A 16,425-nucleotide genomic window follows, 5' to 3' on the forward strand; every position below is an offset into this window, starting at 1 on the left:
TAGTAGTTATAACGCGAAAGAAATGACAAACCGGTATGGAAGACTTGGCCCGCGAAGCTATAGAGGCTGCTCTCCATGCCGGAGCTGATTTTGCGGATGTCAGAGTTGAAAAATCACATCTGACCACCATCGAAATCAGTAATGGCGTTACGAAAAAATCTGCCACATCCCGGCTACGGGGAGCTGGTATTAGAGCATTCAAGAACGGGGCTTGGGCTTTTGGCCAGGTAAATACGCTGATGCCCAAGGCAATGCAGGAGCGCGGTAGAAGCGTTGCCAAGCTTGCCCTAGCTATTGAGGAACGAGCTTCGGAAAAATTCGAGCTGGATGCCCCGGTCTATGAGGATACTTGCAGGATGAATGTATCTGAGGATGTCCAAGAAGTCCCTGTCGAAGAAAAGGTTGATCTTGCGCGGCGTATCGACAAGCAAGCTCAGGATTACGACGACCGCATCTCAAACTCAAGAGCGGTATATGGAGATTTCAGCTGTGTTTTGCATGTCGCAAACTCATTTGGTACCAGTGTTACCGTAGAAAACAGCTTGCCGCGAGTAATCTCTTCTGTAACGGCTAAAGGAAACGGCGACCGTAGGACGGCTTTCAAGTCATATGGTGCCCGCGGAGGGTTTGAAGAATTAAAGGGTGAATTTCCACAAACTCTAGGAACTGAAACCGCTGAATTGGCCGTACGAATGCTAAGGTCAACAGCTGTTCAGGGTGGCATTTACGATGTTATTCTGGACCCGATTCTCAATGGCGTGATGATTCACGAGGCTTTCGGTCATGCCTGTGAAGCAGATAATTGGCCGGCCCATACTACAGTATTAGAAGACAAATTAGGTGAACGGCTTGGTCCTGAAAATCTAAACATCGTTGATGATCCCACGCTACCAGGAATGCGCGGATCGTTTGATTATGATTGGGAAGGAACTAAGGCAACCCGTCGTACGCTTGTTAAGAACGGTATTCTAACAGAACTCCTGCATAGTTTGGAGACAGCATCTCGTCTCGATAAGAACCCGAATGGAGCCGCGCGCTCACAGTCTTTCATGTATGGTCCTCTTCCACGAATGAGCAATACCTTCATGGAATCTGGAGAGTGGGAAGTAGACGAGATGATTGAAGATACTGGTAACGGACTACTTCTCTGTAGCTTCAACTACGGATACACTGATCCAGCAAAAGGTCAATTCATGTTTCAAGCAAGTCATGGTTTTGAGATTACAGATGGGCAAGTGGGACCAATGGTTCGTGATGTGTCAATTGCGGGGCAAATTCTCGATATGCTCCCTAGAATTGATGCTATTGGTAATGATTTCAAAATGGATGCTGGGACTTGCGGGAAGTCAGGTCAGAAAGTTCCAGACATGAATGGTGGACCTCATGCTCGAATAAGGAAAGTGCCAGTTGGGGGAATGTGAATGCAGAAGGATGAGCTTTTACATCTCGCCGAAGAAACGGTAAAATTGGCTGAACGAGAGGGTGCCGACCAGGCCGAGGCATATACAGCAGCTTCTAAGTCGGTTTCCATTGAAGTAGAAAACAACTCAGTCAAAGCAGCAAGTCATGACCGTGACATGGGTTGTGGTATTCGCTCAGTGATTGGGAAGAAGGTTGGATTTGCTTATGTGACTAATCTTGAGGTTTCTGATGTCCGGGAAATAGCAGAGGAATCCGTAGCACTTGCTCGTGCTTCCTTACCCGATTCCGATTTTGAAACGCTCCCCTCTCCTGACAAGGACTACCCTCGTATTGATGGTACTTTCGACCCATCAATCAAGAATCTAGTGCCTGATGATGCAGCGGAATACATCCTTAGAGCCGTAGATGCTACATTAGATACAACGAAATCCACAAAGACCGCAGTTGAAGCTTCTTTTACAGCAACATCCCTATCAAGAGCAATTGTCAATTCTTGGGGGATATCCGGCTTTGAGGAATCTACTGCTGTTTTTCTATTTAGTTCTCCTACTATTAGGGCCAAAAACGACCAGAATTCTAGCTATGAGTATCACATATCACGCTCGCTAGATGATATAGACCCTGAGTGGGTTGGTAGCTCGGCAGGCAAATTGGCATTAGATGGGTTGGGTGGAAAGACAGTCGATGAAGGACGCATGCCCGTCATTTTCACACCGTTAGCAGTTGGACGGGTCATCGGATATGGTTTTGGCGGAGCAATAGATGCAGAGGAAGTACAAGATGGGCGTTCTTACATTAGTGATGACATTGGAAATCAAATTGCATCAAAGACGCTTTCGATAGTTGATGATGCCACAATCACGGGGGGAATAAGCAGCCGCCCCTTCGATGCTGAAGGTGTCCCCTCCCGGAAGACTGTTGTCCTTTCTGAGGGTGTATTGAAGAATTTGTTGCATAATTCATATACTGCCAATAGAGCAGGTGTAGAAAACACAGCGAATGCTTCCAGAGACTCCTACTCTGGGACACCAGCAATAGCAACGTCGAATTTCGTAATTGAGCCGGATCGATATACGCTCGATGATTTCATCTCAGAAATGAACTCGGCAATTGTATGTAGGAATACAGCTGATCGCCCTAATATGACAACTGGAGAGCTCAGCGCGATGATTATGGAGGGTTTCTATGTAGAAGAGGGTGAAATCAAGCATCCCCTCAAGAATACCCTTATCGGAATCAATATGCGCGATTTACTCTCACAGGTGATTCGTGTTGGAAATGATGTGAGAACCACTATGTCCGTGATATCTCCTTCAATTGTCGTAGACGATGTCCGAGTCACCTCCGGCTAGTTACATTTTATCAACTACTGGAATCCCAAGTAGTCTAAGTGAATTAGCCATTGTAATCTTGAAGGCTGAAACAAGTGCAAGCCGTGCATTTCTCATCTGTTTGGGTGCTTGGAGAACTGGACATTCATCATAGAACTTACTGAATCTATTGGCTAGTTCGAAGGCGTAGGTTGCAATCGCATTAGTCTGAAATGTGGTACCCCAGACTTCCTTTTTCATCCCTTCTACAACGTTTAGCACAACGTCTGGCAATTTTGCTATTTTCTTGATCAAGGCCAGCTCATGTGGAGATGCAAGCTTGCTGTAATCCAGTTCATCTGCGGGTCTGTGTTTTGCTTTTTCAAGAATCCTCTTGGCTCGTGCGTGTGAATATTGCAGATATGGTGCTGCATCTCCATTGAAGTCCAAAGCATCTTCATATCGGAAGGTTATTCTCCTGTCTGGTGAGGCCTTTAGCAAGAGATATCTTACAGCGCCAGTTCCCACCTGTGCAGCAGCTTTTCGCTTGAAGTCCTCAGTTTCATCAGGGTTCCGTTTCTCAACCTCTTCCAATGCAAGATTTGTTGCTTTGTCTAGGATATCGTCACAGGTGTAGCCAATCCATGTTCCCTTACGTCCCGAAAAGTCAGCACCCTCTAACCCGACAAACTCATACGCAACGTGATGCGAGTTACTAGCTTCTCTGTCATAGCCTAGAAGGTGTAGAATTGTGTATATCAGCCGTTGAGGATGTGATTGAGCTGAACCGATGACATTGAAAACCAAATTCACATTCCCCATGTTCTTGTCTTTTCCCTCAAAAGATGTCCTGTAGACAATTTCTCCGTTTGGTTGCTCTTCTAAGACCACGTATTTGAATGGGTCATGTACAATACCGAATTTCCACATTTGGAATGCAACGTCAGCCCCCGTATATGTCCTTGTACCATCTGAACGGAAGAGAACCTTGTATGGATCCTTCATCTCTTGGAACTCTTCAATGGTGTCCAGTTTAGCGACAATACAACCTGCTTTGTCTCCCTTCTCCAGCTTCATTATGCTATCGCTTTTGAGCATCATTTCCTTGGCAACATCAAGCAATCCACTGTGGGCGATGGTGCTCTCCAGAATCTTGTAATCCTTGTAAATCCCCAATCTGTATGCCGTTTCATTCTGTGCCTTAACACAGCGAAGAACCATCTCCAGGCTATCCTTAGATGCTTTGGAATCTCTATCCTCCAGCTGTTTTGAGATGGCGCGTACCTCCTTCTCTACATCTGCACGCTCTTCAAACTCCTTCTGGACTTCTACATAGAGTTTTCCAAGGAAATGGTCATATTTCTCTTCAGTCTCACTTTCTTCTATCTTCTGCAGTTTCCAAGTAAGCTGGGCGATTTGCAGTCCGAGGTCGTTAATGTAGTCAAGTTGGACAACATCATACCCTACTGCTTCTAATACCCTTCCTAGTGTATCCCCCAGAACTGCATTACGTGCGTGCCCGATATGCCAGGGTTTTGATGGATTCACCGCAGGCGACTCAATCATGGCACGCTTTCCTTCGTATTTGTCGGACATGCCATACTGATTGTCAGTAGTTCGAACCGAGTCTAGTGTCAGTCTTGCGAATTCTCCGTTATCAAGGAAGAAATTAGTATAAGGTCCAGCTGTTTCAACTCGCTGAATCATTGGATTCTTGGAAACTTCCTCTTCGAGCTTCTTACGAAGATTAGCCGCGATTTCTGCGGGGTTATTCCTCTCCTTTTTGGCAAGAGTAAAAGCAACCGTTGAAGCCAAATCCCCCATCTTCGGATTGGGAGGAACTTCTATGGATAGTCTGATTTCCTCTGCCTCCAAGTGGGTAACTTTGACGAGTATTTCGACGATTTCATCAAATGCGGATTTCCACGGGTTTACACTCATCTCGGTCACGTGCTTTTCTTTCTCTGTTTATCTGATAAATCAAGCGCTGCAAGTATTTGACTGAAAACTACCCTCTCATTTTTCTGATGGATTGATTTGCATTACGAACGATTTTAATTAGATATGTTTTAATCATTCTAGATAATTTGTGGAAAGGTTTATTATGAATTACAGCTGAATAGCTTGTCGTTGGTTCCGCATATTAGCTATGTATCAAGAACGCGTTTACATGATACATACGTTGAGACATACACTTGCAACAAAACGGCATTTCTGGCAGTAGCCCAATATCTACATATTGGGCTGCCAGGGAGAGGATTGCACTGGTGACCCCTAAAACCAATGAACTGGACCACAAAACAGATGCCATCAAGTACATTTGCCCCTCCTGTAATTCTAAGGAAGTTCATATTGACCACCAACGAGGCGAAGTGACTTGTGCGAACTGTGGGGTGGTGCTATCCGATCATTCCATTGATACGGGACCTGAATGGCGTGCATTCAGTATGGAGGAAAGAGATGCTCGTCGTCGTGTAGGCAGCCCGAATGACTTGACCAAGTTTGATCAGGGCCTTACTACAATGATTGGCCACAAGAATATCGATGCTTCTGGTAGGAAGCTTAGCTCTTCCCGAAGAGCACAAATTCATCGATTGAGAAAGTGGCAGATTCGGACTAAGGTTCACTCCTCAAATAAGCGGAATCTTGCTGTTGCTATGGCAGACTTGTCAAGGATAAGTAGCCAGCTCAGTATTCCGTATTCTATACGCGAAACCTCGGCAGTCATCTACCGAAAAATCCTTCGCAAACACCTTACCCGCGGCAGGACCATTCTGGGCATGGTTGCTGCATCATTATATTTAGCCTGTCGAGTGCATAAGGTCCCACGACCACTTGAAGAGGTCTGCGATCACATTCACATAACAAGGAAAGAGTTGAGTCTTTGCGTTCGCCTTGTTCTCCAGCACCTAGACCTCAAAATCATAACCCAACCGCATGATTACGTTTCCCGGTTTGGGACCGATTTGAGGTTGCCAGGAAAAACACAAAAGAAAGCAATCGACATTCTCAATGCGGCCAAGAAGAAGCATCTTACAGTAGGAAAAGACCCGAAAGGCATGGCGGCCGCTGCTTTATATGTGGCTGGCATTTTGACACAGAGCAGACGAACACAACTTGAAATCGCAGAAACGGCTCGGGTTACCGAAGTAACAGTCCGCAATCGCTACAAGGAAATGGTAGAAAAACTGAAAATCTCATCTCTTGGTAATAGTAGATGACAGTTTGAAGAGATGCAAACTGAATAATCTTAAGACTGAAAAAGATGAAGTGCTTCTTGCGGAGATTCGCCCATATTGCCTGCAAAACGAGACATACACGGCGTTTGGCTTCTTGAACGTGAAACCGGACGCTATCTAGTTGCCAGAGCATACTCCGATATTGAAATTGACATGGATCTTATTGCTCCGTTTCTTTCAGCAACTCATACCTTCATCGATCGAGCATCTGCAGAGGAGCTGCAAACCATCGATACAGAAGGAAATCGCTATGTTTGGGTGGCGAATGATTACCTGTTGTTCGTCATGGTTGTGGCCAAATCAACTAGGATCTCTCACATGCGATTTCTTCTCAAGTATGCTTTAGATGAGTTTCAACGCCGGATGAAAGAAGACGGAAAAGATGTTGCAACAGTATTGAAATACTGGCATGGCACTCCAAGAGATTTTGATGAATTCGGGTCTTTCATTGACGAACTCGTAAGCCAATATGAACAAAGCGATGAGCGGCTGGTGACCGGGAAAGCAATGGACTGTCTATCTGTCTATAGTCACTTGTATCATTCGATTCTTAAAGCTGAACAGGACAAGGAGAAGAGAAAAAATCTGCTAGAGCGCATTATTCGTGAAATCGAGCCAATGCGCGAAAGTAGTTCTGTGTTGGAAGAAATCAAGATTGACAAGAGCGGTATTGACGTATTCTGCCTAGATGTAGACAATATTGGCTATCGTACCCTTAGAAAGGCGCTCGAAGAAGTCCTTCAAGTGGTTGCAAACACCACCAGAGAAATGGTGGGCGAGAAGCGATTCAAGCAGATGATTTTCGACCATGCGATGCCCTATGTAAAGCGAGACTTAGACCGATTGGAAACTTACGCCATTGTTGATGACGTTATCAGGCATCTTTTCTGAAATTCTAGCTCTTGCTTAGCATCAACACATCTCGCTGTACTACTTGTCCCCTCTTTCGTTCTGGCAGGGTCTCCCTGTTAGGATAGAGCTTAACACGGTCATCGATTTTTTCTTGGCTACCAAGCTGACTTCGCCTAAGCATTTTTCTGACAGTAAATGGTGTCCCGTCTGTCATTCTGTATACATCAACATTCACTTGGTTACCTACCGCGTTGATAACCGGTAATGTCATTCCTACCCTCCCACCGGGCCTTAGTCGCGTCGCGATGGCATTGAGTGTTTGTTTGTATAGCTTGATGAGGTCATCAATAATAGATTTAGCCTTCTTTGGTTGTGGCGGATTATCGAAGACCGGCCCGAGCTCTGGTTCGAATGCGACTGCATCTACGGTTTCTTGAATCAGCTTATTGGCGTCTCTAGCGTCACCCTTGACTACCTTGTAATCTAGGTGTTCTCCCAAATCCTTGCCAAGCCACTTGAGATTCGATCGTGCTCCTTGTGCTGTATTTCCATCCAGCTCAATTCCAATCACCCGCATTCCTAACAAAGCCCCCTCCATAAGTAAAGTGCCTGTTCCACAGAATGGATCCAGTATGGTATCACCCCTACGAGCCCCTGCCAAGTTCAACAATGTCCTGCAAATCTTAGGGCTTGTACTGATTTCTGCTGCAACATATGGCCGCGATTCATCACGATATTTCTGAAGCATTGAGTCATAGAGCACAATTGTATTTGCGATATACATTCTGTTTGTTGTGAGAAGGATGAGTATCTCGGAGTTGGGCGGCTTGTAGAGCGTCTGTTCAGCAACCGTTTGGGGCCATAACGCCATATTTGGCATATCGGGATTATCCGGGTCTGTATCATCGTACGCATAATAGACTGCTCTTCTTGCCCCTTTCTCACTCAACGTTCTTTTGGTCCATTCATCGAGACCTAATGTGAGCTTCTTCAAATCTATGTCACTTTCATAGTTCACTAAGGGATATGTGCTGAAGCCAAATTTGATTTTCTTCCCCTTGACATTTCCCCATATCCTGTCAACCCAAGGACATTCCCGAAGCCGACCCCTTGCATCTCTATGGATATTCCCTTCTGCTGGAAATGCTCTGACGGCGAGATCTTTGTTGAAATTGGATACTACCTTGCCAATCTTATAGCAGCCCCCAAGGGCCTCCTGAATATCACCTAGCTCACGTGGTTCAAAATACCTGTGCAGGTCGAGAATGATTGCGGTTCGTGAGTAGTCCACGATTTCATAGTCAATCGCTCTATCTGTAAGGTACTCTAACAGCTCTGCGATTGAAAGGGTCCAATTCTTTCCGAGGACAAAAGCGTAATCGGTCATTGTTTTTCACTCACTCAACTTATCGCGAAGTATCTTTGTATACATGGCTCCCCTAAGTGGGTTTGGTGTTTCCGATATGAAAGTCGGCCTGTAACCGTTTTCCAGTACGAGCTCCATCAATGGCATTATGTCTGGCCCCCAATCGCCTCCCAGAGGCCTGTGTGCTTTTTCGCCTTTTTCATCGAAGACAATACCACTAACATGGAAATGCATATTGTCTGTGAATGTATCTCCAAGTGCATCTTCGAATATTGCCAACACTCGCGAATAGCTGTCCTTGTCCCCAATATCTCCGCCAGTACGAGCATAGAGGTGAGCCCAATCGATACATGGTATAGTAGAATCCAATTCCTGACATAAACGGATGATTTGTCCCGGAGAACCGTACATGTTCTTCTTACCCGCTATCTCTGGTGCTAATACTGTATCCCCAGCTTCATGTCCTACTTCCTCCATTGCTTCTTTCATTCCGTCACGAATGATGGTGAATGCCTTTTCTGGAGATAATCCTCCATAGGTACCTGGGTGGAAAACTATTCTTTTCACACCCATCATAGGTGCAAATTGTAATGCTTTCACTAAACGAGCTTTCGATCGCTTGCGTGTTTCTTCTTTCTTGGATGCCAGGTTGATGTAATATGCTCCATGCATACTCATTGCTATGTCATGTTTGCTTGCCAAAGTCGCTAGCTTTAGCGCTTTCTTCTCTCCTATTCTAAGCCCGTATGTAGCTGCATATTCAAGTGCGCTCAATCCTCCATCTGTGAGGATTCGAAACACTTCATCGAGCTTTCCCTTGGCTTCAGCTGGATAGCCTGCAGGTCCGAATCGTATTCTACTCAGCGCTATCACTCTTCCAGCGTAAACTCCCATGCACAATACCAATCATCGGGATGATCATCCGGTGGGCATGCAATACAACGAGTTTTGATCCGTGGATCTATAGTCTCCGCAAAATAGCTATATTCGATAATGCCTACTTGCTTGCACGGAAACTCAGGCAAATTTTTCCGTTTTCGTGCTACTTGAACTCTGCACTCATGCATTTTGAAAAGAAGTGTATTCTCATCTTTGAATTCAGAAGACTGCTTATTGAGTCGAGCATAAACCCTGTAATCCAGGGCCTTTTTCAGCGATTCAAGTCCCCCGTTTGGCTCGACATCAAACTCTCTCATAATTCGTCTTGCTTCGATAGGGGAGAATGTTTTCCATGCTTCTTTGTCCATTTCGATTGCTGTATCCATTCCGTATTTGTCTTCCAGCGCTAGAAAATAGGCACCGTCCATTGCCTGCCAAGCCTTTGCATAAGCGTCAATGATTTTTAGAAGCTCTTTTTTTGGGAGGTCTTCAAATTCCAAGGTCGCCACCTACTTCCAAGAGACTAGCGAACCCTCATAAGAGTCATTGGGTGAGGAGAAATCACACTAGATTGCATTTACGCAGGAAATGACAAAGATGGTCGAGAAACGATTTGGTGAGCATCTCCGAGTCAGAACCAAACCACACAAGATGACTTTCAACAATCATGAAGCCGGCATCAAGGCAGAGTTCAATCAAGGTCTTCTCCAAGAACACCTCCCTCTAACACAGGGTGTTATGACCGGGGATCAGACCTTGGTCAAAACACTGGGAAAAGTGATTCCGAAATCGACTGTCGAGGCTCTGAATTCAACGGAATTTATCGATGTCTTTGGGCGGGTTCTAGAACTCCCAGGTCCGCGCGGCGGTACCTGTCTACAATACCTCTATGTATGGGACTATCAGGCGGTACCAGCTCACGAGGCCGACTATGAGCCGATATTTGTATATATTGACGGTACTAAAAGACATGCCATCTATGATCTTGTCCATTATTGTGCGCGTCGTCTTGAACTAGGATCTTCCAAAAGAGATGGGCCTGGCTTGAGAATGATTCCGGGCTGGCATTCTTTCTTGCCTGCTCCCCAATTACGTCCTGCTAATGCGGATTCCAAGCTTGAGGTTAAGCCTCTATCTGATCAACATCTGGATGCATGGTATTCAATTCCCGAGAAATCTGCCCAGTTCAAGATTCGTAGATACTTGGCGAACCCTTTCTTGCTTGAGGCACCTGGTCATTTCCTGGAATCGCCTGATGAGGACAGCAAAACGATGTGCTGTACCTTCTTGGAAATAGAATCTGCACTAAAAGAGTTCGAGGACCCTCGAAAAGGCGTTGTTGAGGGTGTTAAGCGGGCCTTGACGAAGTGCGTTGGTATTTTTGGTCTGTATCGATTGGGAGCATTAGTACAGCTACTACTGGAAATGAATCAGATTGGATTGTTGCAACTAGGTCAACCGCTTGGTGATGGTCTCAATCTGGGAAAACTAACTGCTCTTTTGCAAGAAGGATTGATATCACTAACAGACATGGGCAAAAACCTGATTCAGGGGCTGGGGAAGGAGTAAGCGCCTAGTGATTGACATCTTCTTGAGAACAGTTGGGTGAGAGCCTACTGCCGATAAGCTTTAATCAGAAACTAATTTCGGGCTATTAGTGGAGAACTTGTCAGATATGACTGAGGACGGTATCACCACCGAACTAAATCCAGAAAACCGATTTGACCCTTTAGCGCTTCTGGTGATTATTCGCCCCCAGAACTGCATCATTGGAGGTTTGACAGTTCTGGCCGGGATAGCCATGGGATACAATTCGATGCCCGCTCGCACCCCGCTTTCTTCGTTTGCGGATGCGTTTCTTTTCGGTTATTTGACGTACTTTTTCGTAGCGGCGGCCGGGAATGTTGTTAATGACATCTTTGATGTGGAAGTAGATCGGATAAATCGACCTGAACGAGTATTACCTAGTGGACGAATGACGATACGACAAGCCTGGGCATATGTAGTCTTTCTTGGTACACTTGGTGTATTTTTTGCATGGCTGAATGGCCCACTTGGTACCATTATTGTTATTGTTTTCCAGATTATTGGTTATGCATATGCATCGAAGGTCAAAGAGCTCGGACTGGCTGGCAATTTTATGGTCGCTTTCTCTTTTGCTTTTGGTGTTATTTACGGGTCCTTTATCTATGGTGAGACAATAGGCCATCTCTTCATACCGATTCCTTCATGGCTCTTCTTCCTGACCGCTTTCATGATTCTTCAAGCCCGAGAGACAATAAAAGGCTCTGAAGATGTCGAGGGTGACAAGCTGCGGGATGTTAGAACAATTGCGAGAGTTTATGGATATAGGGTAGCTGCTGGGGTAGCTGCAGTACTGAATATGATTGGCGTTCTCTGTTATTCTCTGATTTGGCTTTTAGGATTTGCTAGCTGGGATTTATGGCCCCTTCTTCTGGCGGGTGCAGGAGTTGTTACTGGGGCTGCAATTGCTCCTCTTACAGGTCCGAGCAATGATCGACGCTTGCTCATAGGAAGTACTCTAGACAAAATTGGAGCTCTTATTGGTCTAATTGCATTTGTGATGATTCCACTGTACGGTATCATATTATGAATCCTAATGGACCTGCCAGAAGGTCCAGCCAAGAACAATCATGCACAGAACAGCTACAACGAACGCCCAGACCGTAGACGTTTCATGTGCTTCTCTAATTCCAAAAATTAGCAAGAATCCAACCCACACAAATGATGTAGTGGTCAGATAATCGAGGGTCATCCATATCCCTGAATTGTAGATCTGTTGAACGATAGTAGCCCAAGCGCCCGGGTTCTCTACATTGATTGCGGGTATGAAAACCAGTACCAGTATCAGCCCTATCAGTCTGATGAGCACCACTGGAAACATGCTGTATCCAACAATAGATACGGTCTTTCCTTTGCTACCTGTCCCTCCTGTAACCTTGAAAGCCAAATGGGCAAAAATCGAACCAAGGACAAGGAATAACATTCCAAGCAACAGATTCGGTAGTATTGAAAACAGGGCTGTAGTTAGAAATGCCGTACCTGCTTCGGTAAACAAAATGCTGGTTGCTGCAGTTCTGCCCGTTGTCTGGTTTACAACCACGCTTACTGTAAACTTGGATGATACTGCTAAGAAGAAACCTGCCATGACGAGTGCATTCATGATGATTATCAGGAATGGCCCAACTGTATCTGGTCTTTGAGCTATGTCTCTGAATGTTGTTGCAGGTCTTCTCATTGTTCCATATATGCGTTTCAGTGGACCCATAGCCTTGACGTCGGATGGCTCGGGGCGTTTTAGCATGGGTAGAACTCTTTCGAGTGTCTCTACTGCGATTTCCTCGTGGCATATTGGGCAAATAGTAGCATCTGCCGGGACGGGACTATCACAGAATTCACACCTTCTCACCATGCAAATGACCTCGTCAATACCTGATTGAATACCAAGTCATTTTGAAGTGATAGGTTTCCCTATTAAACAATTATTGGGTTGCCCATCATTTTTCGGATCCAATCTACCAGAGGCCAAATTCATCAAAAAGGGAAGTCGGATGGATTACTACATATGGAATGGTGACATCCCAGAATGCTTGAACTGCGTTGAGGATTACCGTATATGCAATCAGAAAGGCTGTGTCATCTAGCCCAAAGAACAGTGGCACTATGATAAGATTAAGTGGTATCATTATGATTATCCGTACAATGGTTGCAAGTAGCATCAAGGTGACGTATTTTTTGACATCTCCTAGTTCCTTTCCCGCAGTTGTCTCACCAGCGAATTTCACACCTAACCAAGGTATGACAATCATGGGAATAGTCGCGATGAGTTTGAGCAATGTACCGATTGGACCGGTGGGATCATAGAAAAACAGTGCAATTGTTCCTACTGTCATGCTGGTCAATCCTACTGCAAAGCCACCTATTAGAAACGCGATAATCCAGAATATGGATACTGGGTCGAATAGTGCTATTCCCCATCCAGGTATTCTTGGAATGAAGGCAACAATAGGTGCTACTGCTACTGAAAGCGCAGCCAGTACCCCCGCAACTGCTATCTTCTTGGTTGTGCGGGTGAAATCGCTGCTTTCTAGAAAATCCTCATTCTCTTCAATTCTTTCCTCGGACGGACTCTGCGATTGCATGCTTCATGCACCCACCCCCCAAGATATATAGTTTACCCAATGTAAATAAACTACTCACTTTTGAGTACTATGTGATAAACATTTGATAACTGCTTTTTCGTAATGCGTCTATAAGGAGGGCAATTACTGATGATCGTCGTCAGATCGGCTTCTTTGATTTCTTTTTCCCTGATCCAGTCTCCGTTGACGTCTACTCAACATCTGAATGAGCTTCCTAGTAGGCCGTATCCAGTCAGGGTTCAACCTCCACTCGGCCCACTCAATCCCTGAAGAGAGTGATGTACGGCTTAGAACAAGTCTTGATGAAACGAGTTGATTTATGCTAGTGAGAATTGTTCCTATCGTTACTGCACCTATGAGTGGTCTTGCTTTTCTAGCTGCCTTCAGCAAGTCGGTCGTACTGACCCATCCTCCATCTTCGATGAGAAGTCGCAGGACTTTCGACCGTACAGGATCTGATTCGAGCATGCCTTTGAGCGGTGCCAAATTTATGCACTTCTGGCTTTCTCCCTTTCGATTTGTCTCGTATTCTTGATTCCTGCTATCTGGATTTACGACACTACGAAAGTCCATTATGCAACCTCACTGACAGCAATTCAATCCTTTCTTTTGAAAGCCAGTATTATGCTTTCCAAATCGGCTGTGCTTGTTGTTGCACAACCCTTATCTTGGTTTCACTATAGATTTACCATGTTATGCCTTTGAACAAATCGCTGGAAGGTCTCTTCTCTGAAGCCTTTGAGCGCCCTTCGGATTTCCTCTGTTGTGCGTTTGGTTTACGAGAAAATGAAATTGATGTCTATTTTGCACTCCTGTCTGGACCAAAGAGCGTAGAGGAATTGGCAACAGATGAGAGCATAGACCGAGATAGAAGCACTGTTCAGAGGGTATTGGCCAAGCTGCTTGATGCTGGGCTTGTTATGCGCGAGGAAAAACACCTGGAACGTGGTGGTTACTATTACCTGTATCGTGCAGTTTCTGAAGAAACAGTGAAGCATGAGATACTGAAGCAGTTGGACAACTGGTATGAACAGACCAGAAGGTTTTTGCTGAACGAATGGCCCGAGCTCATAGAGTAACAGGAAAATGCCCTCAAATCAGGTTACCACAAATACGGTTATGCTAACAACTCTTGCAATACTTGCGGCAATGGGTATTTGGACCCGGCTTTTTGTCAAAATACCTGTTATTGCTGGCCTTCTAGAGCTGACTCCCGGCTTCATGTTTTCAGAACTGGGCGGCATCATAGGTGGTATTGCAGGAGGCGTATTTGTTGGTGCAATTGTTGGGATTGGGGGTGCCATAGCTGGAGGCGAGCCATTCCTTCTGCCCATGATTGGGAATATTTTTCTTGGTATTGGAACTGGTTGGGTAATCCAAGTAGCCCAAGACAGGGATTCTATCCACTATAGGATTATGGTAATTTTGGGTGGTGCACTTATTGGTGGATTTCTTCCTAGTGTTACGATTTTCGCCTTCTTCACTGAATCATTCGAGGCGGCTATCATATTTGCTCTACTAGACGCTTTCCAAGCCGGATTATGGGCAGCTGTTGCTCTTTTTGTAGAGAAGATCATTCGCGAAATCATAGGCAATTACATCTATGAGAAAGCTAAAACGGACATTAGTGGGTCCAAAATACGAGATGACACGGGATGAAAGAACGCACAATTTCAATCAATATCCGCAAGGATCTCTTCGGGGCAAATGAAGAGGCAGCGGAAATAAACACGAGAACTTTCGAAGAGCACGGGGTACGAGCATTTGATATCATGGGGTCGGTTGGGACTGGCAAGACCCAGCTTATCGAGGCATTGTGTGATGAGCTATCTGACAAATATAGGATTCTGATGGTTGCGGGGGATCTCGCAACACGAATTGATGCAAACAGAGTAGCTTCTCATGGTATTGATACAGTACAAATCAATACTGAAACAGCTTGCCATCTTGATGCCAGAATGGTTAGAGTAGCCCTGCGCGAGGTTGATTTGTCCAAGTACGATGTGATTTTCATCGAAAATGTTGGTAATCTGATTTGTCCAGCCGGATATCCGCTTGGAGTTGAGAAGAAAGTAGTCGTTGTCAGCATAACGGAAGGACCGTATATGATTCAAAAACATCCACTAACAATCAAACGAGCTGACATGGTCGTAATTAACAAAGTTGACCTCGCTGATGCCATCGGCTTTGATGTTGATGGACTAGTTAAAGATGTTAGAGAAGTTGATGCAAACATTCCTGTGTTCCGGGTAAGTGCTAAGAATGCTGATGGTGTGCAAGAAGTTATACCGGCTCTCGAATTGTAGCTCACGCTGCAGCTTTCTTTTCCAAGAGCTCGATTAGCTTCTCTTTTACCCCGTCAATGTGTCCTGCCCCAAGAACTGCCACGATTTCACCATCGACATCTTTCAAGATGAATTCGAGCGCCTCGGCGACATATTCATCCCTTTCATCGATTAAGACTTCTGCTAAACTCGGGAACTCTGACCGGAATTGTTCCATCATCTCTGGAATAGTACCCTCTTCTTTTAGGAAGGCAAGGATGTCAAATTCTCCTTCTTCTGACTGTAGTTCCTCCAAGTCTGGTACCATACTAGCAAAGCGATAAATCTCATCAAGTGGTACCTCTGCCAAGGAATTCATGATTGCCCCAAGCGGTCTATCAACCAGCGCTATCTTGGCACCGATTTTCCTCCCTTCTTCAATAGCCGCTTTCATTTCCTCCCCTGCTCCGGATCCTGTTATCTGTCCTAGACTCTTTTCAAGGAGAGCTATTTGGTTCAGAAACCCTTCTGCCACGTTCATCTGATTTGGGGTTTCCTTATCAAGCAATTCCTCGTTCTCCTCCATTAGCTGATTGTAGCGCTGTTTGTCAAGCTCAACAGCTACAACATCGGGTTGAACCCTATGCACAATTTCACGAGCCTCATCTACACTCGCTTTATCTACGTGGATTACCGGCAGGAAATGTATCCGCTCGAGTTCATCAGTCACCGAGTGAGCCTCACTGATAGAAAGAAAGATACGGCTTTTCACCTTTCTGCTTCCTAGACCTATGGTAACTCCTTCGAGGTAAACGTTCGGAACCTCTTGTCTACTATTGTCAATCTCCTGTGGCTTCTTTTCAATTTGAGGAAGCTTTTTACTTGTACTGCGTTTACCTCTGGCAAGCAACTCAAATACTAAAGGAAGCG

17 protein-coding genes are annotated in these 16,425 nt (G+C 45.3%); 9 read left to right on the forward strand and 8 right to left on the reverse strand.

The features are described from left to right. Positions 1-35: 35 nt before the first annotated feature. Both GF309_14610 and GF309_14615 read left to right on the forward strand, forming a co-directional pair. Positions 36-1,421 (forward strand): hypothetical protein, encoded by a 1,386-nt coding sequence (locus GF309_14610; GenBank protein MBD3160009.1) that lies wholly within the window; start codon positions 36-38, stop codon positions 1,419-1,421. Beyond that, positions 1,422-2,774, forward strand: a complete 1,353-nt coding sequence (locus GF309_14615) for a hypothetical protein (GenBank protein ID MBD3160010.1) — start codon at positions 1,422-1,424, stop codon at positions 2,772-2,774. Here the strand turns inward: GF309_14615 and GF309_14620 are convergent, their stop codons facing one another. Further along, entirely contained in the window at positions 2,775-4,673 is a 1,899-nt protein-coding gene (locus GF309_14620) for an arginine--tRNA ligase (GenBank protein ID MBD3160011.1), read from the reverse strand. Between the two features lie 248 nt (positions 4,674-4,921). On the opposite strand from GF309_14620, the gene GF309_14625 reads away from it, so the two are divergent. Together GF309_14625 and GF309_14630 are read left to right on the forward strand one after the other, a co-directional pair. Further along, entirely contained in the window at positions 4,922-5,953 is a 1,032-nt protein-coding gene (locus tag GF309_14625; GenBank protein MBD3160012.1) for a transcription initiation factor IIB, read from the forward strand. 75 nt (positions 5,954-6,028) lie between these two features. Further along, a complete protein-coding gene (locus tag GF309_14630; GenBank protein MBD3160013.1) occupies positions 6,029-6,862 on the forward strand; it encodes a hypothetical protein in 834 nt (277 codons plus the stop codon). Positions 6,863-6,866: 4 nt separating this feature from the next. Here the strand turns inward: GF309_14630 and GF309_14635 are convergent, their stop codons facing one another. Genes GF309_14635 through GF309_14645 form a run of 3 tightly spaced genes read right to left on the reverse strand, consistent with a single transcriptional unit; the run spans position 6,867 to position 9,568 of the window. Then, complete coding sequence (locus tag GF309_14635; GenBank protein ID MBD3160014.1) at positions 6,867-8,210, reverse strand: hypothetical protein; 1,344 nt, start codon at positions 8,208-8,210, stop codon at positions 6,867-6,869. Between the two features lie 6 nt (positions 8,211-8,216). After that, positions 8,217-9,089: a TIM barrel protein gene (locus tag GF309_14640; protein ID MBD3160015.1), complete on the reverse strand. Its 873-nt coding sequence runs from the start codon at positions 9,087-9,089 to the stop codon at positions 8,217-8,219. Then, entirely contained in the window at positions 9,059-9,568 is a 510-nt protein-coding gene (locus tag GF309_14645; protein ID MBD3160016.1) for a hypothetical protein, read from the reverse strand. Before GF309_14645 ends, GF309_14640 begins: the two co-directional genes overlap by 31 nt. Before the next feature lie 97 nt (positions 9,569-9,665). Here GF309_14645 and GF309_14650 point away from each other — a divergent pair, with 97 nt between their 5' ends. Together GF309_14650 and GF309_14655 are read left to right on the forward strand one after the other, a co-directional pair. Beyond that, positions 9,666-10,637 carry a hypothetical protein gene (locus GF309_14650; protein MBD3160017.1) on the forward strand — a complete coding sequence of 324 codons (972 nt, stop codon included), beginning with the start codon at positions 9,666-9,668 and terminating at the stop codon, positions 10,635-10,637. Positions 10,638-10,743: 106 nt separating this feature from the next. Continuing rightward, complete coding sequence (locus tag GF309_14655; protein ID MBD3160018.1) at positions 10,744-11,682, forward strand: hypothetical protein; 939 nt, start codon at positions 10,744-10,746, stop codon at positions 11,680-11,682. Positions 11,683-11,685: 3 nt separating this feature from the next. On the opposite strand, the gene GF309_14660 is transcribed toward GF309_14655, so the two are convergent. From GF309_14660 to GF309_14670, 3 genes are all read right to left on the reverse strand, one after another. Then, positions 11,686-12,501 (reverse strand): DUF1282 domain-containing protein, encoded by an 816-nt coding sequence (locus GF309_14660; protein ID MBD3160019.1) that lies wholly within the window; start codon positions 12,499-12,501, stop codon positions 11,686-11,688. Between the two features lie 103 nt (positions 12,502-12,604). Further along, on the reverse strand, positions 12,605-13,231 hold the full coding sequence (locus tag GF309_14665) for a hypothetical protein (protein ID MBD3160020.1): 627 nt from the start codon (positions 13,229-13,231) through the stop codon (positions 12,605-12,607). Positions 13,232-13,354: 123 nt separating this feature from the next. Next, positions 13,355-13,804 carry a hypothetical protein gene (locus GF309_14670; GenBank protein ID MBD3160021.1) on the reverse strand — a complete coding sequence of 150 codons (450 nt, stop codon included), beginning with the start codon at positions 13,802-13,804 and terminating at the stop codon, positions 13,355-13,357. Between the two features lie 122 nt (positions 13,805-13,926). Between GF309_14670 and GF309_14675 the strand changes: the two genes are divergently transcribed. From GF309_14675 to hypB, 3 genes are read left to right on the forward strand one after another with little or no spacing between them, the layout of a single operon-like run. Next, the gene (locus GF309_14675) at positions 13,927-14,310 is read left to right on the forward strand and encodes a hypothetical protein (protein ID MBD3160022.1); all 384 of its coding nucleotides are present in this window, start codon (positions 13,927-13,929) and stop codon (positions 14,308-14,310) included. Positions 14,311-14,317: 7 nt separating this feature from the next. Then, complete coding sequence (locus tag GF309_14680; protein ID MBD3160023.1) at positions 14,318-14,890, forward strand: hypothetical protein; 573 nt, start codon at positions 14,318-14,320, stop codon at positions 14,888-14,890. Continuing rightward, positions 14,887-15,537, forward strand: coding sequence for a hydrogenase nickel incorporation protein HypB (hypB, locus tag GF309_14685; GenBank protein ID MBD3160024.1), 651 nt, complete (start codon positions 14,887-14,889; stop codon positions 15,535-15,537). The genes GF309_14680 and hypB overlap by 4 nt, the downstream gene beginning before the upstream one ends. Before the next feature lies 1 nt (position 15,538). Here hypB and GF309_14690 read toward each other — a convergent pair whose 3' ends face one another. Further along, complete coding sequence (locus GF309_14690; GenBank protein ID MBD3160025.1) at positions 15,539-16,405, reverse strand: hypothetical protein; 867 nt, start codon at positions 16,403-16,405, stop codon at positions 15,539-15,541. Between the last annotated feature and the right edge of the window lie 20 nt (positions 16,406-16,425).

The organism is Candidatus Lokiarchaeota archaeon, from assembly GCA_014730275.1.
Taxonomy (GTDB): domain Archaea; phylum Asgardarchaeota; class Thorarchaeia; order Thorarchaeales; family Thorarchaeaceae; genus WJIL01.